Annotated in this window: 15 protein-coding genes; 11 read left to right on the top strand and 4 right to left on the bottom strand. The window is 67.2% G+C overall.

Annotation, left to right across the window (positions count from 1 at the left end):
• The first annotated feature begins 50 nt into the window (after nucleotides 1-50).
• The 3 genes from F624_RS0107805 to F624_RS0107795 all read left to right on the top strand — a co-directional run bounded on the left by F624_RS0107805 (nucleotide 51) and on the right by F624_RS0107795 (nucleotide 2,866).
• Nucleotides 51-1,010 (top strand): LysR family transcriptional regulator, encoded by a 960-nt coding sequence (locus F624_RS0107805; protein WP_019573726.1) that lies wholly within the window; start codon nucleotides 51-53, stop codon nucleotides 1,008-1,010.
• A 66-nt stretch (nucleotides 1,011-1,076) separates the two neighbouring features.
• On the top strand, nucleotides 1,077-1,658 hold the full coding sequence (locus tag F624_RS0107800) for an NnrU family protein (protein WP_019573725.1): 582 nt from the start codon (nucleotides 1,077-1,079) through the stop codon (nucleotides 1,656-1,658).
• An 11-nt stretch (nucleotides 1,659-1,669) separates the two neighbouring features.
• Entirely contained in the window at nucleotides 1,670-2,866 is a 1,197-nt protein-coding gene (locus F624_RS0107795; RefSeq protein WP_019573724.1) for an MFS transporter, read from the top strand.
• 21 nt (nucleotides 2,867-2,887) lie between these two features.
• Here the strand turns inward: F624_RS0107795 and F624_RS0107790 are convergent, their stop codons facing one another.
• Entirely contained in the window at nucleotides 2,888-3,442 is a 555-nt protein-coding gene (locus F624_RS0107790; RefSeq protein WP_051107344.1) for a hypothetical protein, read from the bottom strand.
• A gap of 499 nt (nucleotides 3,443-3,941) precedes the next feature.
• Here F624_RS0107790 and leuA point away from each other — a divergent pair, with 499 nt between their 5' ends.
• The 4 genes from leuA (at nucleotide 3,942) to F624_RS0107770 (ending at nucleotide 8,682) form a co-directional block, all read left to right on the top strand.
• The gene (leuA, locus tag F624_RS0107785; RefSeq protein ID WP_019573722.1) at nucleotides 3,942-5,651 is read left to right on the top strand and encodes a 2-isopropylmalate synthase; all 1,710 of its coding nucleotides are present in this window, start codon (nucleotides 3,942-3,944) and stop codon (nucleotides 5,649-5,651) included.
• Nucleotides 5,648-6,148 carry a GNAT family N-acetyltransferase gene (locus tag F624_RS33335; protein WP_019573721.1) on the top strand — a complete coding sequence of 167 codons (501 nt, stop codon included), beginning with the start codon at nucleotides 5,648-5,650 and terminating at the stop codon, nucleotides 6,146-6,148. The genes leuA and F624_RS33335 overlap by 4 nt, the downstream gene beginning before the upstream one ends.
• A 112-nt stretch (nucleotides 6,149-6,260) precedes the next feature.
• Nucleotides 6,261-7,145, top strand: coding sequence for an HDOD domain-containing protein (locus F624_RS0107775; protein WP_019573720.1), 885 nt, complete (start codon nucleotides 6,261-6,263; stop codon nucleotides 7,143-7,145).
• A 193-nt stretch (nucleotides 7,146-7,338) separates the two neighbouring features.
• Nucleotides 7,339-8,682, top strand: coding sequence for an MATE family efflux transporter (locus F624_RS0107770; protein ID WP_019573719.1), 1,344 nt, complete (start codon nucleotides 7,339-7,341; stop codon nucleotides 8,680-8,682).
• Nucleotides 8,683-8,703: 21 nt separating this feature from the next.
• Here F624_RS0107770 and F624_RS0107765 read toward each other — a convergent pair whose 3' ends face one another.
• Nucleotides 8,704-9,381: a GntR family transcriptional regulator gene (locus tag F624_RS0107765; RefSeq protein WP_019573718.1), complete on the bottom strand. Its 678-nt coding sequence runs from the start codon at nucleotides 9,379-9,381 to the stop codon at nucleotides 8,704-8,706.
• Between the two features lie 117 nt (nucleotides 9,382-9,498).
• On the opposite strand from F624_RS0107765, the gene F624_RS0107760 reads away from it, so the two are divergent.
• The 3 genes from F624_RS0107760 to F624_RS0107750 are packed head-to-tail and all read left to right on the top strand — an operon-like array spanning nucleotide 9,499 to nucleotide 13,059.
• Nucleotides 9,499-11,196, top strand: a complete 1,698-nt coding sequence (locus F624_RS0107760; protein ID WP_019573717.1) for a thiamine pyrophosphate-binding protein — start codon at nucleotides 9,499-9,501, stop codon at nucleotides 11,194-11,196.
• A gap of 37 nt (nucleotides 11,197-11,233) precedes the next feature.
• A complete protein-coding gene (locus F624_RS0107755; RefSeq protein WP_019573716.1) occupies nucleotides 11,234-12,214 on the top strand; it encodes a tripartite tricarboxylate transporter substrate binding protein in 981 nt (326 codons plus the stop codon).
• An 11-nt stretch (nucleotides 12,215-12,225) separates the two neighbouring features.
• Nucleotides 12,226-13,059, top strand: a complete 834-nt coding sequence (locus F624_RS0107750) for a VOC family protein (protein ID WP_019573715.1) — start codon at nucleotides 12,226-12,228, stop codon at nucleotides 13,057-13,059.
• 111 nt (nucleotides 13,060-13,170) lie between these two features.
• Here the strand turns inward: F624_RS0107750 and infA are convergent, their stop codons facing one another.
• Together infA and F624_RS0107740 are read right to left on the bottom strand one after the other, a co-directional pair.
• Nucleotides 13,171-13,425 carry a translation initiation factor IF-1 gene (gene infA / locus F624_RS0107745; RefSeq protein ID WP_019573714.1) on the bottom strand — a complete coding sequence of 85 codons (255 nt, stop codon included), beginning with the start codon at nucleotides 13,423-13,425 and terminating at the stop codon, nucleotides 13,171-13,173.
• Nucleotides 13,426-13,440: 15 nt separating this feature from the next.
• Nucleotides 13,441-13,704: a hypothetical protein gene (locus F624_RS0107740; protein ID WP_245573583.1), complete on the bottom strand. Its 264-nt coding sequence runs from the start codon at nucleotides 13,702-13,704 to the stop codon at nucleotides 13,441-13,443.
• A 548-nt stretch (nucleotides 13,705-14,252) separates the two neighbouring features.
• Here F624_RS0107740 and F624_RS0107735 point away from each other — a divergent pair.
• Complete coding sequence (locus tag F624_RS0107735; protein WP_019573712.1) at nucleotides 14,253-18,704, top strand: EAL domain-containing protein; 4,452 nt, start codon at nucleotides 14,253-14,255, stop codon at nucleotides 18,702-18,704.
• Nucleotides 18,705-18,707 lie beyond the last annotated feature (3 nt).

Raw genomic sequence — 18,707 nt, 5'->3', positions numbered from 1 at the left:
ATGCTGCATAGTGAGAGCTTTTGATCTGGCAATAACCTTTTGGAATCCCCATGGTCCCCAGCCTCACCTCGATCACCTCGCGCCTGCGCTTTCGCCAACTGACCCTGCTGGTGGCGCTGGACGAAGCGGGGTCGCTGCACCGCGCGGCCGACCGCCTGGGCATGACGCAGCCGGGCCTGACCAAGGCCTTGCGGGAGATCGAATCGACCTTCGGCATGGCCTTGTTCGAGCGCTCACCCAAGGGGGTGCTGGCCAATGAACTGGGGCGCTGCATCATCCGTTACGCCCGGGTGATCGCCTCCGACCTGGGCCACCTGCGCGAAGAGATCGACGGGGTGCTGCGGGGCAGCGGCGGGCGGGTGGCCGTGGGCACCATCACCGGGGCGCTGCACTCGGTGCTGATCGGCGCCCTGGCCCAGTTGCGCGAGACGCAGCCGGCCTTGTCGATCGAGGTGCGCGAGGGCATCAGCAGCGAGCTGCTGAACCAGCTCAACGAAGGCCGGCTGGACCTGGCCATCTGCCGCACCACGGTGGCCAAGCAGGCCGACCAGTTCGACTACGAGGCCTTGCAGGATGAGAGCGTGGCAGTGGCCGTGGGGCCGCGCCACGCCCTGGCCAAGGCCCGGCGCGTGACACTGGCGCAGCTGGCCTCGTGCCGCTGGATTCTCTACCCCGGCAACATGCCCTTGCGCACCCTGCTGGAGCGCGAGTTCCGCGAGGCCGGCCTGGGCCTGCCGCCCTACCCGATCGAGACGGCGTCGTCGCTGGCCACCATGCTGATGCTCAAGCAGGACCCGACCCTGGTGGCCCTGATGGCCGAGGGCACCATGGCCTTCTGCGAGGAGCACCGGATCGCGCGGCGCCTGCCGCTGGCGATCCGCTCGCGCCATGAGGCCTACGGCATCGTCACCCGCCGCGGGGCACGGCTGTCGCCGGCCGCCAGCCTGCTGGTGCAGTGCCTGCGGGACGCGGCCAACCCGGGCGGGGGCCTCGGTCTTGTGCACACCTGACATGCAAGGCGGCCACAAGGCACCCATAATCAAGCCGGCGCCCGGGTGGCGTGAGGAGGTGAATCCATGACATGGCTGTTGCTGGGCTTGATCTTGTTCCTGGGCGTGCATTCGGTGCGCATCGTGGCCGAAGGCTGGCGCACCCGCACCCGCGAGCGCCTGGGTGAGGGCGCCTGGAAAGGCCTGTACTCGCTGCTGTCGCTGCTGGGTTTTGCCCTGATCGTGTGGGGCTATGGCCAGGCGCGGCAGAACCCCGTGGTGCTGTGGGTGCCACCGGTGGCCACGCGCCATGTGGCGGCCTTGCTGATGCTGATCTCCTTCGTGCTGCTGGCCGCGGCCTATGTACCGCACAACGGCTTCAAGTCGCGGCTGCACCACCCCATGGTGCTGTCCGTGAAGGTGTGGGCGCTGGCGCATCTGCTGGCCAATGGCAACCTGGCCGACCTGCTGCTGTTCGGCGGCTTTCTGGCCTGGGCGGTGCTGGATTTCCGCAGCGCCCGGCAACGCGATCGGGCCCAGGGCACGGTCTACCCGGCGGCGCACAGCGGCAGCACGGCCATGACGGTGCTGGCCGGCCTGCTGGCCTGGGCCGCCTTTGCCTTCTGGGGCCACCAGTGGCTGATCGGCGTGTCGCCACTGGGCATCTGACGCGGCAGGCCATGAGCGCGACACCGACATCGTCAGACACTGGCCTGCGCCACATCCCGGCCGGCATCTGGACCCTGGGCTTCGTGAGCCTGTTGATGGACATTTCGTCGGAGATGATTCACAGCCTGCTGCCCATGTTCATGGTGGGCACACTGGGCATGGGCATGGCCACGGTGGGGCTGATCGAGGGGCTGGCCGAGGCCACGGCACTGATCGTGAAAGTGTTCTCGGGCGTGCTCAGCGACTACTGGGGCCGGCGCAAATCGCTGGCCGTGCTGGGCTACAGCCTGGGCGCCTTGAGCAAGCCGCTGTTCGCCCTCACCGGCGGGGCCAGCCTGATCGTGACGGCGCGCCTGCTGGACCGCGTGGGCAAGGGCATCCGCGGGGCCCCACGCGATGCGCTGGTGGCCGACATCGCGCCACCCCACCTGCGCGGCGCCGCCTTCGGCCTGCGCCAGTCGCTCGACACCGTGGGGGCCTTTGCCGGCCCGCTGATCGCTGCCGGCCTGATGCTGCTGTGGGCGAATGATTTCCGCGCCGTGTTCTGGGTGGCCACGGTGCCGGCCTGGCTGGCCGTGGCCTTGCTGGTACTGGGCCTGAAGGAGCCCGTGCGGCCTGCGGGCGCCCCGCGTGAGAACCCGATCCAGCACGCCAAGCTGCGCCGGCTGCCCACAGCCTACTGGTGGGTAGTTTCTTTGGGCGCGCTGTTCACGCTGGCCCGTTTCAGCGAGGCATTTCTGGTGCTGCGGGCCCAGCAAAGCGGCATCGCGATGGCCCTGGTGCCCCTGGTGATGGTGGCCATGAATCTGGTGTACTCGCTGCTGGCTTACCCCTTCGGCAAGCTGTCCGACCGCATCGGGCACCGCGGCCTGCTGGCCGCCGGGGTGCTGGTGCTGCTGCTGGCCGATCTGCTGCTGGCCACCGAGACCGGGCCCGCCGGCCTGTTGGCCGGCGTGGCGCTGTGGGGCGTGCACATGGCCCTGACCCAGGGCCTGCTGGCCGCCATGGTGGCCGACACCGCACCAGCAGACCTGCGGGGCACGGCCTTCGGCTTCTTCAACCTGGTCAGTGGCCTGGCCATGCTGCTGGCCAGCACCGTGGCCGGCCTGCTGTGGGACAGCCAGGGCCCGGCGACCACTTTTGTGGCGGGCGCCGTGTTCTGCGGCCTGTCACTGCTGGCCCTGGTGCTGCCGCAAGGCAGGCGCTGAAAAGGGCGTCGAACCGGCCACTCAGCCCCAGCACTCCGGCAGCGCCTGCAGGCGCTGCCAGCACAGGGTGCGCCAGGCCGGGCTGCCGTAGGCCTGCACCAGGTCGGGGCCCACGCCCGAAGACAGGTGTTGCAGACTCAGGCCGAGCTCGCGCAGGTAGGGCTCCTCGACCACCACGAACTGGCGCCGATAGGGCAGCAACACGCGCTGCGGCCCAGCCTGGCGCAGCAATTCACGGGCACGGCCGAGGTCGGCAAACCAGTGGTTGAGCAAGCGGTCACAGGCCTTGGCATGCCAGAAGGCGCCCAGGTCGTCACCCGGCTGGGCATGGCCTCCCAGCACACGGCGCGCCTGATCCCAATCGGTGAAGCCCAGGCTGCGCGCCACCAGGGTGAGGCAGTGGCCGAGGCGCCATTCGGCCGGGTCGTTCTGCCGGTGCCCGCCCAGGCGGGCACGCTCCAGCAATCGGGTGTCGCCGGAGCGCAAGGCCTTGAGGCCGAGGCGGGCACGCACCTTGAGTTCGGCCACCAGGGCCTGAGGGGGGGTAGGGGTGAAAGGAACAGAATTTGGATTCATGAGCAGCTCTTGTTTCGTGTGTTCAACCCTCCCGCTGGGGTCAGACGAAATCAAAAAAAGCTGTCCAGAGACAAAGCTTGCCGGGCGCCGGCCGGGTGTGGAAAACCGGGCCGGGCTCGCAGGGGTGAGAGCCTCTTTTGCGGGCGGGCGCCCCCTGGCACCCTAGCGAAAAGTATAGCGCGACCTGGTCACCCCTATCGCGGCGATAGGCGCGGACCACAGACCGGCCGAAAAAAGCTGTGATAGCATTTCGCCCATGCAACGCCAGCAAACCACCACCCTGAAGCTAAGCCTAGTGCTCGGCCGGGGTCTGCTCGCGTTCGTGTCCTGAGCTTCGCGCTCTTCCAAGACTTCCCCCTGACCCCGGCCCACGAACCAGCCTTTGCCTTGCGCAAAGGGCTGCAGGGGATGTCGTCGATTTTTCTTTTCTCTTTTTGTTTTCGACCCCTGCGGCCCTGCCCGGAAACCCCGGCGCCGCAAGCTGTTCGTGGAGCCCGACATGATTGCCAACCCGTCTGCCAAATACGCCCCCTTCGCCCCGATCGCGCTCGCTGATCGCCAATGGCCCTCGCGCACCATCACCCAGGCCCCCTTGTGGTTGTCCACCGACTTGCGCGATGGCAACCAGGCCTTGTTCGAGCCGATGAATGCCGAGCGCAAGATGAGTCTGTTCAAGGAGCTCGTGCGCATCGGCTTCAAGCAGATCGAGGTGGGCTTCCCGGCAGCCTCGCAGACCGACTTCGACTTTGTGCGCAAACTCATCGAAGACAAGCTGATCCCCGATGACGTGACCATCATGGTCATGACCCAATCGCGTGAGGACCTGATTGCCCGCACGGTGGAAGCCGTGAAGGGCTCCCCACGCGCCATCGTGCACCTGTACAACGCCACCGCATCGGCCTGGCGCCGCATCGTGTTCGGCATGAGCGTGCAGCAGGTGATGGGCCTGATCGGCCACCATGTGGGCTACCTCAAGCAGCTCACCGACGCCCAGCCCGACACCCGCTGGACCTTGCAGTACTCGCCCGAAACTTTCAGCGCCACCGAGCTCGAGGTGTCGCTTGAGGCCTGCCACACCGCCATCAACGCCTGGGGTGCCGGCCCGGGCCGCGAGGTGATCATCAACCTGCCCACCACGGTGGAGAACGCCACGGCCAACGTGTTTGCCGACCAGATCGAATGGATGCACCGCCACCTGGTGCCGCGTGAACACATCGTGTTGTCGGTGCACCCGCACAACGACCGCGGCACGGGTGTGGCAGCCGCCGAGTTCGCCATGATGGCGGGCGCCGATCGCGTGGAAGGCTGCCTGTTCGGCAATGGCGAGCGCTGTGGCAATGTGGACATCGTGACGCTCGCGCTCAATCTGTACACGCAGGGCGTGCACCCCCAGCTCGATTTTTCGGACATCAACGCCGTGGCCCGCGTGGCCGAAGAGTGCACCTCGATCCCGGTGCACCCGCGCCACCCCTATGCCGGGGACCTGGTCTTCACCGCATTTTCGGGCTCGCACCAGGACGCGATCAAGAAGGGCTTTGCCGCCCAGGACCCGAACGGCTTGTGGGAAGTGCCCTACCTGCCGATCGACCCGGCCGACCTCGGCCGCACCTATGACAGCGTGATCCGGGTGAACAGCCAGTCGGGCAAGGGGGGCATCGCCTTCTTGCTGGAGCGTGAGCGCGGCGTGGTGATGCCGCGCCGCATGCAGGTCGAGTTCAGTGCCGTGGTGCAACGCCAGACCGATGCCAGCGAGACCGAAATCAATGGCGAAGACATCTGGGCCTTGTTCCGCCAAACCTACCTGCGCGGCAGCAGCACCGGCAGCGATGCCATCCAGTACCACGGCCACACCCTGGACGGCAGCGGACAGGGCATCGAACTGGACTTGAGCATCCAGGGCGTGCGTCAGCGCCTGTCGGGCCAGGGCAATGGGCCGATCGCCGCCACCGTGGACGCCTTGGGCCTGCCGATGCGGGTGGACAGTTATGAAGAACGCGCCACCGGCAGCGGCGCCGATGCCCAGGCCCTGGCGATTGTGGAAGCCGCCCTCGAAGGCGTGGCCGGCAGCGGCTTTGGCGTGGGCATGAGCCACAACATCGTCACCGCCTCGATCCAGGCCGTGATCAGCGTGGCCAACCGCTTGCAGGAACGTCGCCAGGCGCGTGGCGCTGGGGGCAGCGCCGAGGTGAATGCCGAGGTGGGCGCATGAGCGCGCGCGAGCCCCAGAGCACCCTGGCCTGGCCGATCCGGCCCGCAGGCCCGGGGGACACCGATGCCATCCAGGCCCTGATGGTGGCGGCCACCATCCACTCAATTTGGCCCACCCTGGATGCGCGGGCACGTGACCCGGTGCTGGCCAGCTACGCCCGCGCCGGCCTGCGCCAGCGCCTGGGCGATGGGCAGCATCATTTCTGGGTGGCGCTGGACGCCGAAGGCGGCGACCCCTGTGGCGTGTTCGCCCTGAACGGGCCGCGCAAGCTGCAGTACCTGTTCGTGCGCCCACGCTGGCAGCGCAGCGGCGTGGGCCGCGCCCTGTGGCAGGTGGCGCGCGAGCACGCGCTCAAGCTGCAGGCCGACCCGGCGCCCTTCACGGTGAACGCCTCGCTCAACGCGGTGCCGGCCTATGAAAAGCTGGGCTTTGCGGCCGATGGGGCCGCCCAGGACGAAGGCGGGTGGCGCTGGCAGCCCATGCTGGCCCAGGTCTGAACACCTCAGGACGCTCCGGGCACGGGGCGCCAGGGAAAGCACGGTCCCACGAAGACCTTGACCTGAGGCAGTCACAAAATGACACTAGCTGACCTTCCCTCCCGATGCCCCGATGGACACCTCCGACCCCCATGCCAGTGATGCTGCTGCCACCCCTGTGTTCCTGAAGTGGCCCCTGCGCGACTTGCGAACCTGGGTGCGGCATTTCATGCGCGCCGAGATCCCGGTGCTGGCCAGCACGGCACAGGCCCTGGAGGAACTGCGGGCCCGCGAGGACGACATCGGCCCCGGCGACCTGGGGCCGGTGCTGCGTGCCGACCCGCTGATGACGGTGAAGTTCATGGCCCATGTGGCCACGCTGCGCCGCGATGAAGACGACACCGAGACCGAAAGCATCACCAGCGCCCTGGTGATGACGGGCATCACGCCTTTCTTCAACCGATTCGGCCCGCAACCCACGGTGGAGGATCGCCTGCGGGAACAGCCCGAGGCGCTCGAGGCCTTGTACGAGGTGCTGCAACGCAGCGAGCGCGCCGCCCATTTCGCCATGGCCTTTGCGGTGCACCGCAGTGACACCGACATCGACATGATCCACGAGGCCGCCTTTCTGCACGACTTTGCCGAGCTGCTGATGTGGTGCCATGCCCCCGACCTGATGCTGCAGGTGCGCCAGGCCCAGCAGCGCGACCCGGGCCTGCGCAGCGTGCTGGCGCAGCGCAGCCTGCTCAATGTCGAGCTCGACGACCTGCGCCAGGCGCTGCTGCGCCTGTGGCACCTGCCCCGGCTGCTGATCCGCATCAGCGACGGCAAGCACGCCGACCACCCCAGCGTGCAGAACGTGGTGCTGGCCTCGCGGCTGGCCCGCCACACCATGAAGGGCTGGGATAACCCGGCCCTGGGCAGCGATGTCGAAGAACTGTCCCAACTGCTCAACGCCAGCCCGCGCGTGACGCTGGCCTTTTTGCACAAGGTCGACTCGGCCAGCGCGCCGGGCTGATTCTCCCGCCTCCTGATGCTGTCGGTGCCGGCCCGATCGGGCCGGTGTCTTCCGTGCGCCAGCAGGAAATGGGCAACTCACCCATAATCAATGCATATACATCTATCAGGACCGACCCGGGTTGGCCCACCGAGACACCATGCATCCCCCACACGCCACGCCACCAGCACCAGCACCAGCAGCCTCCCCTGCCATGGACCCCCGCACCCGCCTGCTGCTGGAAGGGCCAATTGCGCCGACCTTGCTGCGCCTGGCCGCCCCCAATGTGATCGTGATGGTGGCCCAGGCCGCCGCCGGCCTGATCGAGACCTGGTTTGTGGGCCGATTGGGTACCGACGCGCTGGCCGGCATGGCCCTGGTGTTTCCGGTGGTGATGCTGATGCAGATGATGTCGGCCGGCGCCATGGGCGGCGGCATTGCCTCGGCCATTGCGCGGGCGCTGGGCGCCCACCGGCGCCACGATGCCCACGCGCTGGTGTTCCATGCGCTGGTGTTGTCAGGCCTGTTCGGCCTGGCCTTCACGGCGGCGGCGCTGCTGGGCGGCGAGCGCCTGTATGCCGCCATGGGCGGGCAGGGCGGCTCGCTGCAGGCCGCTCTGGTGTATTCGAACTGGGTGTTTGCCGGGGCGGTGCTGGTGTGGCTGTTCAACTCGCTGGCCTCGGTGATCCGGGGCACGGGCAACATGGCCTTGCCAGCGCAGGTGATCAGCGTGGGCACCCTGCTGCTGCTGCCGGTGTCACCGCTGCTGATCTTCGGCTGGGGCCCGGTGCCGGCCATGGGCATTGCCGGTGGGGCCCTGGCCCTGCTGCTGTATTACGCCGGCGGTTCAGTGGCACTGGGCCTGTGGTTGCTGTCGCCACGCAGCCTGCTGCGCCCCACCTGGGCCGATGCCGGACTGCGCTGGCCGCTGTTTCGCGACATCCTGCGCGTGGGCCTGGCCGGTGCGGTGTCGACGGTGGCCACCAATGTGGCGATTGCCATCGCCACCGGGCTGGCCGGGCGCTTCGGACCCGAGGCGATTGCCGGCTATGGCACGGCCTCGCGGCTCGAGTACCTGCTGGTGCCGCTGGTGTTCGGCTTTGGGGGCCCGCTGGTGGCCATGGTGGGCACCGCCGTCGGGGCGGGCCGGCGTGAACGGGCCTTGCGCGCCACCTGGATCGGGGCGGCCATGGCGGTGCTGCTGTGCGAACTGATCGGGCTGGCGGCAGCGGCCTTTCCCCACGCCTGGCTGTCGTTGTTCGACAGCGATGCCGGCATGCAGGCGGTGGGTGCGCAATACCTGCGCATCGTGGGCCCGGTGTACGGGCTGTTCGGCCTGGGCCTGATCCTGTACTTTGCCTCGCAGGGGGCAGGGCGCCTGCTGTGGCCGGTGCTGGGCAACATCGCGCGGCTGGTGATTGCCGCGGTGGGGGGCTGGCTGGCCTGGCGGGCAGGCTGGGGTCTGGCCGGGGTGTTTGCCGCCCAGGCCTTGGCGCTGGTGGCCTATGGCGGCATCAACGCCGCAGCCATCGCCAAGGGGGTGTGGTTCCGCGACTGAGCCCGCGGCGCCGGCCTGACGTCAGGCGGCTTCGAGCCGGGCCAGCGTCAGGCGGATGGCCTCGGCGATCTGGTCGCGGCGCAGCACGATGTGATCGCTCAAGTGCTGCTCGGCGGCGCTGGCGTCGCGTCGCCGCAAGGCCTCCAGGATGGACTGATGCTCTTGCTGGGTCGAATCACGGCCCACGTGTTCCATGTCGATCCAGCGAAGAAAGCGAATGCGGTCGTTCAGGCTGTCCAACATGCGCTGAAGCTCTGCATTGCCCGACATGGCCGCCAAACGCCGGTGAAAGGCCTCATCCAGGGCCACCAGCTCGGCCATCGGCGTGTCCACAGACACCGCGCGGCTGTGGTTCAGAAAAGTCTGCGCCTCATCGAGTTGCTCAGGTGTGCCGCGCAGCAGGGCCAGGCGCAGGCATTCGCGCTCCACGGCCACCCGGGCCTCGTACAGGTCCAGCGTTTCCTGCACATCGAGCGGGCGCCGCATGAAACCCCGGGAGCAGGGCTGCAGAAAGCCCTCGGTCACCAAGCGGTTGAGGGCCTCGCGCACGGGGGTGCGGCTGACGCCCAGGCGGGCGGCCAGCTCGATCTCGCTCAGGCGCTCGCCCGGTTTGAGCTGGCAGCTGATGGCCATCTCACGCAAGGTGTTGAACACGCCGCTGCCGCGTTCACGCCGGATCGGGGAAATGGGGGCTTTCATGGGTCTGGATTGTGCCTCTGGACGCTGCGCCCAATTTAAGTATACTTAAATTGAAATCTGCCTTTCCAGGCCAAACCGCTGCTGGCAGCAGCCCCACTTTCACGCAATGGATGGTTCATGAGCTCTTCTTTCAACGGCGCCGACGGCCTGGTGCGCATGCTGCAACTCAACGGCGTGAAGCACATCTTCGGCCTGTGTGGCGACACCAGCCTGCCTTTCTACGATGCGTTGGCCCGGCTGGACCATGGCATCGACCACATCCTGACGCGCGATGAACGCAGCGCCGGCTACATGGCCGACGGCTATGCCCGGGTGACCGGCAAGGTGGGGGTGTGCGAAGGCCCCAGCGGTGGCGGTGCCACCTACCTGTTGCCGGGCCTGGTGGAGGCCAATGAATCCTCGGTGCCGGTGCTGGGCATCACCTCGGATGTGTCGGTGGGCGCGCGCGGCAAGTTTCCTCTGACCGAGCTGGACCAGCAGGCGCTGTACAAGCCGCTGACCAAATGGAACACCACCATCGACCGGGTGGACCAGATCCCCGGCGCGGTGCGCAGCGCCTTCCGGGCCATGACCACGGGCCGCCCCGGGGCGGCCCACATCGCCTTGCCCTACGACGTGCAAAAACACGCCCTGGACCCGGCCGAGGTGTGGGACCAGCCCGGGCACGACCGCGTGCCGGCCTACCGCAGTGCGCCCGATCCGGCGGCGGTCGAGCAGGCGGCCGAGCGCCTCGTGGCCGCCCGCTCGCCCGTGATCATCTGCGGCGGTGGGGTGGTGATTGCCGGCGCCAGTGAGGCCCTGGCCGAGTTGGCCACCGCCCTCAACGCACCGGTGTGCACCACCGTCAGCGGCCAGGGCAGCCTGGCCGACACCCATCCCTTGAATGCCGGGGTAGTGGGCACCAACGGGGGTGTGGCTGCCACCCGCGCGGTGGTAGCGCAGGCCGACCTGGTGCTGTTCGTGGCCTGCCGCGCCGGCTCGACCACCACCGAGCACTGGCAGATGCCAGCGCGCAGCGTCACCATCGTGCACCTGGATGTGGACCCCATGACCATCGCCACCAACTACCGCACTGATGTGGCCCTGGTGGGCGATGCCTTGCTGGGCCTGCAGGCCTTGGCGGCGGCCGTGGCGCAGCGGGCTGACCAACGGCCGGCCGACGCGGCCGATGGCCGAGCCCTGGCGGCACGCGCGCGGGCCGAGAAGCAGGCCTTCTTTGCCCCGCTGGCCGCCTCGCTGGACCGCCCGATCAAGCCTGAGCGCGTGGTCGATCTGCTGAACCGCCTGCTGCCGGCCCGCGCCATCGTGGTGGCCGATCCGGGCACGCCTTGCCCTTACTTCTCGGCCTACTTCAATGCCCCCCAGGCGGGGCGGCATTTCATCACCAACCGGGCACACGGCGCGCTGGGCTTTTCGATGTCGGCTGGGGTGGGTGCCGCCTTCGGCCAGCCCGATTCGGTGGTGGTGTCGGTGATGGGCGACGGCAGCTTCGGCTTCACCTGTGGAGAACTGGAAACCATCGTGCGCCGCAACGTGCCGCTGAAGATGATCGTGTTTTCGAACTCGGTGTACGGCTGGATCAAGGCCAGCCAGAAGACCGGCTATGAGCAACGCTATTTTTCGGTCGACTTCAACCGCACCCAGCACGCCCGCGTGGCCGAGGCCTTCGGTGTGAAAGCCTGGCGGGTGGAAGACCCAGCCGAGCTCGAAGCCGCGCTCAAGGCCGCCCTGATGCACGATGGGCCCGCGCTGGTCGATGTGATTTCACAGGAATTGCAGGACACTGCCGTGCCTGTCAGCCAGTGGATGGGCTGAACACCCGCGCCCTCTGCCCCAACCCAGGAGTCTGCCCATGTCCGATGTACCTCTTCACCGCCGCCACGCCCTGAGCCTGCTGGGCGCGGCCGCCCTGGGGCTGGCCCCGGTGGCCCGCGCCGACAACGACACCCCGCTCAAGCTGGTGATCACCTTTCCGCCCGGGGGCAGCACCGACATCGCGGCGCGCATCCTGCAGCCGCGCCTGTCCGAAAAGCTCGGCCGCCCCGTGGTGATCGAAAACCGCCCCGGTGCCGCCAGCCAGGTGGCCACGCAGTACGTGGCCAAGTCCGCGCCCGATGGCAACACCTTGCTGGTGAGCTTCGACACCCACGCCATCAACCCGATCGCCAAACCCCGCTTGCCCTACGACACCTTCAAGGATTTCACGGGGGTCTCGCTGGCGCTGCGTTTTCCGCTGGTGATTGCGGCGGCAGCCTCGGTGCCAGCGCGTGATCTGCGCGGTTTCATCGAGGCCGCGCGCAAGGCGCCCGGGAAGTTCAGCTATGCCTCCACCGGCCTGGGTTCGATGAACCACCTGGTGATGGAAGACCTCAAGCGCCGTGCCGGCATCTTTGTGCTGCACGTGCCCTTCGGCGGAGGTGGCCCGGCCGTGCAGGCGGTGCTCGGCGACGTGACCAGCCTGACCCTGCTGAGCTATGCCGCACTGCGCAGCCAGATTGCGGCGGGCAAACTCAAGGCACTGGCTGTGACAGGCGCGCGCCGCCTGCCGGAGTTGCCCGAGGTGCCCACCGTGGCCGAGTCGGGCTACCCCGGCTTCGAGGCCTATTCGTGGATCGGCATTTTTGCGCCCTCCGGCACGGCGGCGGCCACGGTGCGGCAATTGACCGAGGCTTTTCAGGCCACACTCAACAGCCCGGACATCCACCAGAAACTCAGCCAGGCGGGCTTTGAAGTGATGGCCACCGACGGCCCGGCACTGGAGCGCCACCTGAAAGACGAATACGAGCGCTGGGGCCTGTTCGTGCGCCAGACGCATTTGAAACTCGACGACTAGAAAGAAGCATCATGCCCCTGCCACTCGATCACATCGTCATTGCCGTGCACCAGCTTGATCGGGCCATCGCCGACTACCGGGCACTGGGTTTTCAGGTTCTGATCGGAGGCCGGCACAACGGACGCACCTCGCACAACGCGCTGGTGGTGTTTCAGGACGGCAGTTACCTCGAACTGATCGCCTGGGAGGGCCCGGCGCCGCAGGAGCGCTGGTACAACACCCTGCAAAGTGCCAGCGAGGGCCTGGTCGACTTCGCCCTGCTGCCCGGTGACACCACCGAGGTGCTGAACGCGGCGCGCGCCCGTGGCCTGCTGAGCCTGGAGGGCCCGTTCGATGGCGCCCGCCTGCGCCCTGACGGCGCCCAACTGCGCTGGCAGACGGCCCGCCATGCCAGCCCCGACCTGCCCTTCTTGTGCGGCGACATCAGCCCGCGGGCGCTGCGGGTGTCCGAGTCGCCCGCCGATCGCCTGCACCCCAATGGCTGCTTGGGCGTGGCCAGGCTGGACGTCGCCGTGCAGGATCTGTCCACCTCGCTGGCGCGCTACCAGGCCCTGCTGGGCCCCGATCTGCCAGCGGGCCCGGTGGTGGTTCAAGAGGGTATGCAAGAGGTCAAGCTGACTTTGGGCAGCACCGAACTGCGCCTGCTGAGCCCAGCCCCGGAGCAGGCCGGTGGCGCTGAGGCCCAGGCACTGAAACACCGCCTCGCCACCCGCGGCGAAGGCCCCTGTGCCCTGGTGTTGCGTGGCGGTCCGACGGCCAGCCCTGGCAAAGGGTCTGATCAAGGGGCTGATGCGCTCAGCCATGGTGTGGCCTGGAGCTGGGCATCCCACGACGCACAGCCCTGAAAACACGAAACCCCACGCCAGGTGGGGTTTGCAGCCAGGCCCGCACACAAGGCGGGCTGGCAGTTCAATCGCTGAACAAGCCCGGCTGAATCAACTCAGCCGGGGCAATGATCAACGCGGACGGCGCGGCACCATCGGGCCACGGCCTTCGATGTGGCGGAACTTGATGCGGCCCTTGCTCAGGTCATAGGGCGACAGTTCCAGCGACACCTTGTCGCCAGCCAGGATGCGGATGTGGTTCTTGCGCATCTTGCCGGCCGAATAGGCAATCAGTTCGTGACCGTTGTCCAGCGTGACACGGAAACGCGTGTCAGGCAGCACTTCGTTCACAACACCCATCATTTCAATCAGCTCTTCCTTGGCCATGGTGCTTTCCTTTAATTACGGTGTCAGGAGTTGAGGGCGCGCAAGGTCGCGTACCCATTGGATGCCCTGTTCGATGGCATAGCCCGAAGCAGCGGCACGTGTCGAAAACTGGGGGGTGAAACGCATCACCCGGTCGGTACTGGCGCTGCCACGGCCACTGGCAATGGAGACCTGGGAGGCAAAAGCGCCGTCTTCCAGTTCGCAGGCGCAGGCAGCAATCCGGTATTTACCCATTTGAATGGGGTCTGAAGCAGTTGTTGGATTCGAGTTGAAAATCATCAAGGGGTTGAAAAGACCTGGGTCAGGAGGCGACCACACGGTCCCGGACAAAAAATACTGGCAGCCCCAAATGCCTAGGGAGCCCGTCCTGAACAACCAAGGAACCCGGCCACAACTGGCGCGAACCCGGCAACGCGCCAGCAGTGGCTGCGTCAACAGAAGGGGAAAGCCGCTGGCACTGTGAATGTGCTGACGGACACGCCACAAGCAGGGCTGGACCAACAACCCCCTCTGCCGGGGGTGGGCACATCCACTCAACCAGTGAGCAGGCGCAGTCGGTCGCCAAGGGCGATCCCGCAATGTAACACACTCGCCCCAAAAACGCTGCTGCTGGATTCCGTTGCAAAAATGTCAGTGCTGTGTCGAGCCCCAATTGACGGCCCCGCCGCCATCTGAAACCATTCGACACAATTTCCTTGCTTTACTTTTTCGCAAGGGCTGTGAGTTGTCCGTTTGAGCGCCTTCATTGATTTCTCCCTCTCGCCTGGGCAGCCGGCCCTGCCGACCGGTCTCCAGTGCCATCCTCGATGTGCCGTTCGGGCACTGCCATGAGCGCGGACACCCGCCCGAACGCCGCGCCGTCAAACTTTCCCCTGCCTGACCTGGCCGCTGGTCACCACTTTGACCGTCTGGTTCGCCTGGCTGCCACCTTGTGCGGCACCCATCAGGCCTGGGTGACGGTGTGGCATGACGCAGGCCCGGTGGTGGTGGCCGGCACCGGGGTGGCCTTGGGGCCCATGCCCTGGACCCAGGCCTTGGACACGGCGTGGGAAAACGCTGTCGACACCAGCATCTCCCCGTTCAACCCCCAACAAGATCCGGCCTGGGCCGATCACCCCTGGGTTCAGGGGCCGCCGGGGCTGTGCTTTCTGGCCGGGATGGTGCTGCGCAGCCGCGACGGCGAACGCCTGGGCATGCTGTGTGTCGGCGATCCGCAGCCCCGCGAACTGGATGCCGAACAATGCGAAGCCCTGGACGCCCTGGCCTCGCAAGCCCTGCTGCTGCTGGAGTTCGGGCGCCAGCAATCGCGCTGGAACGACGCCGAAACCCAGAACCGCCAGGCCCGCCAATGGCACCAGCTTCAGACACAGGCCCAGCGCATTGCCGGGCAGGTGGCCGAAGTGGGGGGCTGGATCCTGACGCTGCCGGATCGGCAGTTCGTCTGGTCACCCGAGGTAGCCCACATCCATGGCATGAGGCCCGAAACCACCGTCACCGCAGAGCAGGCTTTCGCCTTCTACCTGCCCGACGATCAGTTGCGGCTGGATGCGGCCTTCCGAACCTGTGTGCGCGACGGCACCCGATTCGAACTGGAGCTGATGCTGCGTCGCGCCGATGGCCAGCCCATCTGGGTGCGCCTGATCGGCGAAGCCGTGCGCAACGAGCAGGGTGTGACCGAGGCGGTACAGGGGGCGCTGGAGAACATCGACGCGCGCAAACGCGAGGTCGAAACGCGCCTGGCCATCGTGCGCATGCAGCAGGAAATCGCCAACGCAGAGCTCGACCTGGACGGCGTGCTCGAGTTGATGGCCCTGCGTGCCGCCGAGCTGACCGGCGCGGAAGGCAGTTCGGTCGAGCTGGTGGAAGCCCAGGATTGCATCTGCCGGGCCTGTGCCGGCACCCTGAGTGCCTATGTGGGGCGACGCATCGGGCTGCACGATACGCTGGCAGGCCAGGTGCTGCAGCAAAACACCACCGTGCGCTGCCAGGACACCGAGCAAGACCCGCGCATCCAGGTGGCCTTGGCCCGTGCGCTGGGGGTGCGCTCACTGATCGTGGCGCCGCTCAAGGCGGGCGATCAGATGCTGGGCGTGATCCGGGTGGTGTCGGGCCGACCCGGAGCCTTCAGCCTGCGCGATGAAACCCATCTGCAGATCCTGGTGCTGACCCTGGGCGGTGTCATCCAGCGCCAGCGCCTGGGCGCCAAATTGCAGGCCTCGGAGGCCCAGTACCGATTGCTGTTTGACCTGAACCCGCAACCCATGTGGGTGCACAGCATCGGTGACATGCGCATGCTGGCCGCCAACAAGGCCATGGTGGCGCACTATGGCTACAGCCATGAAGACCTGCGCCACATGAAGGCGCCCGAATTCTGGGTGGATGACAGCGAAACCACACGCCTGGAGCGTTTGGCTTCGATCCAGCGCGGAGACGTGCAGATCAACACGCCGCGCTGCCACCGCCGGCGCGACGGCTCGCTGATGGATGTGGAGGTGACGGCCAACACCATCACCTTCGATGGCGAAGCCGCCCGGCTGGTGATTGCCACCGACGTGACCGAACGACAGCGCGCGGCCCGTGACCAGCAACGCCTGAGCCGGGCCCAGCTGACCCTGAGTGCCTGCAACGAAGCCCTGGTGCGCGCCAGCACCGAACTGGGTCTGCTGGAAGACGTGACCCGCACGCTGGTCGAGGTGGGTGGCTACCGCCTGGCCTGGGTGGCTTACATCGGACTGGACGAACCCCAGCAGCGGATTCGGGCGGTGGCCCGTTACGGCCAAGGCAGCGGGTTTCTGGAGCGACTCAACCAGGTCGATGCCCCGCAAAGCCCCATGGCCCAGGCCTTGCAGGACGGCCGTTTGCTGATCCTGGCTGATCTCCAGCAAAGCCCGGACTGGCCGGCCTGGCAACCCGAGGCCGTGCAACACGGACTGCGCGGCATGGTGTGCCTGCCGCTGCGCATCGGCGCTCGCCGCCTGGGTCTGTTGACGCTGCACTCGGATGAGCCCTGCCGGATCAGCCATGCCGAAGAGCAGTTGCTCCAGTCCTTGTCCAACGATCTGGCCTTTGGCATCAGCAACCTGAGGGCCCAGGAAGAACAGAACCGGCTGCAGCATGCGGTGCTGAAGCTGGCCACGGCCGTGTCGGCCAGCACAGGCACAGAATTCTTCGATCAATTGGCCCGCAACATGGCGGAGGCACTGGATGCCCAGGCGGGCTTCGTGGCTCGATTGCTGCCGGCCACGCCAGCGGCACCGGCTCGCATGCGCCTGATCGCAGCCCAGGTGGCAGGCCAGGCGATTGCCCAGGCCGATTACCTGCTGGCTGGCACACCCTGTGAACAAGTGCTGAAAGACGGCATGGGCCTGGTGCGCAAGGACCTGGCCTGTGTCTATCCCGGGATGGCGGGGAAGGCCCCGGCGGTGGCCTACGTCGGTCGGCGCCTGGACAATGCGGCCGGTGAACCGGTAGGCCTGGTGTTTGCCCTGTTCGAGCGCCCACTGGCCCAAACCAGCTTTCTGGTGTCGGCTCTGCACATCTTTGCGGCCCGCGCCGGCGCCGAGTTGGCCCGGCTGGCCGCCGACAGCCAGATCCGCGACCAGGCTTCGCTGCTGGACAAGGCCCAGGACGCCATCATCGTGCGCCGCATCGGCGGCGGTCTGAGCTATTGGAACAAGGGGGCAGAACGCCTTTACGGCTTCACCGCCGCCCAGGCCCTGGACCCGGAGATCGGCCGGCGCATCGAGCGTGAGCACCTGCACTTCGATCTCGATCCCGCACAGGTGCTGCAAGAAGGCGAATGGAGCGGCGAAATTGAACAACAGCGTCAGGACGGCACGCTGCTCACGGTGGAGAGCCGCTGGACCCTGGTGCACGATGCCTTCGGCACGCCCGAGGCGATTCTGTCGATCAACACCGATGTGACGGCCCGCAAGCAGGCCGAACAGCAGATCCAGCGCCTGGCCTTCTTCGACGCCCTGACCGAGCTGCCCAACCGCCAGTTGTTGATGGACCGGCTGCAGCACGCCCTGGCCAGCAGCACGCGCACCGGCACCGGCGGGGCCTTGCTGTTCATCGACCTGGACAACTTCAAGACCCTCAACGACACCCTGGGCCACGATCAGGGTGACGAGTTGCTGCGCCAGGTGGCGCGGCGCCTGAGCGCCTGCGTGCGCGAATCGGACACCGTGGCCCGCCTGGGCGGCGATGAGTTCGTGGTGATGCTCGAAAACCTGGGCCACGCTCACCCAGATGTGATCGAACACGCCAGCCGCATCGGGGGCAAGGTGCTGGCCACCCTGGCAGCGCCCTTCCAGCTGGCAGGCCAGCAGCATGAAAGCAGTTGCAGCATTGGCGTGGCCCCCTTCATGGATGGCAACAGCGGCATCAGCGAACTGCTCAAGCAGGCCGATCTGGCCATGTACCAGGCCAAAACAGCCGGGCGCAACACGCTGCGTTTCTTCGATCCGGCCATGCAAGCCGAAGTCAGTGCCCGTGCCACGCTGGAAGCCGCGCTGCGCCAGGCGCTGGCCCGCGGCGAGCTGATGCTGCATTACCAGCCACAGACCGAACAAGGCCGGCACGTCAGCGGGGTGGAAGCCCTGGTGCGTTGGCGCCACCCGGTGCGCGGCATGGTGTCGCCAGCCGAGTTCATTCCGCTGGCCGAAGACACCGGGCTGATCATTCCGATCGGCCGCTGGGTGCTCGACACCGCCTGCAGCCTGTTGGCGCGCTGGGCCGGACAGGCCGAGACCGAGGCCCTGAGCGTGGCCGTGAACGTCAGCTCACGCCAATTCAAACACCCCGATTTTGTGCAGCACGTGATCAGCGCGCTGCAAGCCCATGGTGCCCGACCGGATCGGCTCAAGCTGGAGCTGACCGAAAGCCTGCTGGTGGACGACATGGACGCCATCATCGAACGCATGGGTCAGTTGAAAAACCTGGGTGTGGGCTTCTCGCTGGACGACTTCGGCACCGGCTACTCCAGCCTCAGCTACCTCAAGCGCCTGCCGCTGGACCAGCTGAAAATCGACCAGTCGTTCGTGCGTGATGTGCTGACCGACCCCAACGATGCGGCCATTGTGCGCACCATCATCAACCTGGGCCGCAGCCTGGGGCTGGCGGTGATCGCAGAAGGCGTCGAGTCGCGTGACCAGCAGGATTTTCTGGCCCGCCACGACTGCCACGCCTTCCAGGGCTATGCCTTCGGCAAGCCCATGGCCGACCAGGAACTGAGCCTGTTCCTGAGCCAGAACCAGAACCTGCGGCAGATGCACTGACAC

The sequence above is a fragment of the Curvibacter lanceolatus ATCC 14669 genome, from assembly GCF_000381265.1.
Taxonomy (GTDB): domain Bacteria; phylum Pseudomonadota; class Gammaproteobacteria; order Burkholderiales; family Burkholderiaceae_C; genus Curvibacter; species Curvibacter lanceolatus.
The sequence above is the reverse complement of the archived record's forward strand: the minus strand, read 5'-3'. Positions and strand labels throughout refer to the sequence as shown.

What these genes read in the sequence shown, in the direction of transcription:
- F624_RS0107805 (WP_019573726.1), top strand. Translation starts at nt 51, where the DNA reads ATGGTCCCCAGCCTCACCTCGATCACCTCGCGCCTGCGCTTTCGCCAA.
- F624_RS0107800 (WP_019573725.1), top strand. Translation starts at nt 1,077, where the DNA reads ATGACATGGCTGTTGCTGGGCTTGATCTTGTTCCTGGGCGTGCATTCG.
- F624_RS0107740 (WP_245573583.1), bottom strand. Translation starts at nt 13,704, where the DNA reads ATGATTTTCAACTCGAATCCAACAACTGCTTCAGACCCCATTCAAATG.
- F624_RS0107765 (WP_019573718.1), bottom strand. Translation starts at nt 9,381, where the DNA reads ATGAAAGCCCCCATTTCCCCGATCCGGCGTGAACGCGGCAGCGGCGTG.
- F624_RS0107775 (WP_019573720.1), top strand. Translation starts at nt 6,261, where the DNA reads ATGGACACCTCCGACCCCCATGCCAGTGATGCTGCTGCCACCCCTGTG.
- F624_RS0107760 (WP_019573717.1), top strand. Translation starts at nt 9,499, where the DNA reads ATGAGCTCTTCTTTCAACGGCGCCGACGGCCTGGTGCGCATGCTGCAA.
- F624_RS0107790 (WP_051107344.1), bottom strand. Translation starts at nt 3,442, where the DNA reads ATGAATCCAAATTCTGTTCCTTTCACCCCTACCCCCCCTCAGGCCCTG.
- F624_RS0107795 (WP_019573724.1), top strand. Translation starts at nt 1,670, where the DNA reads ATGAGCGCGACACCGACATCGTCAGACACTGGCCTGCGCCACATCCCG.
- infA (WP_019573714.1), bottom strand. Translation starts at nt 13,425, where the DNA reads ATGGCCAAGGAAGAGCTGATTGAAATGATGGGTGTTGTGAACGAAGTG.
- F624_RS0107770 (WP_019573719.1), top strand. Translation starts at nt 7,339, where the DNA reads ATGGACCCCCGCACCCGCCTGCTGCTGGAAGGGCCAATTGCGCCGACC.
- leuA (WP_019573722.1), top strand. Translation starts at nt 3,942, where the DNA reads ATGATTGCCAACCCGTCTGCCAAATACGCCCCCTTCGCCCCGATCGCG.
- F624_RS33335 (WP_019573721.1), top strand. Translation starts at nt 5,648, where the DNA reads ATGAGCGCGCGCGAGCCCCAGAGCACCCTGGCCTGGCCGATCCGGCCC.
- F624_RS0107750 (WP_019573715.1), top strand. Translation starts at nt 12,226, where the DNA reads ATGCCCCTGCCACTCGATCACATCGTCATTGCCGTGCACCAGCTTGAT.
- F624_RS0107735 (WP_019573712.1), top strand. Translation starts at nt 14,253, where the DNA reads ATGAGCGCGGACACCCGCCCGAACGCCGCGCCGTCAAACTTTCCCCTG.
- F624_RS0107755 (WP_019573716.1), top strand. Translation starts at nt 11,234, where the DNA reads ATGTCCGATGTACCTCTTCACCGCCGCCACGCCCTGAGCCTGCTGGGC.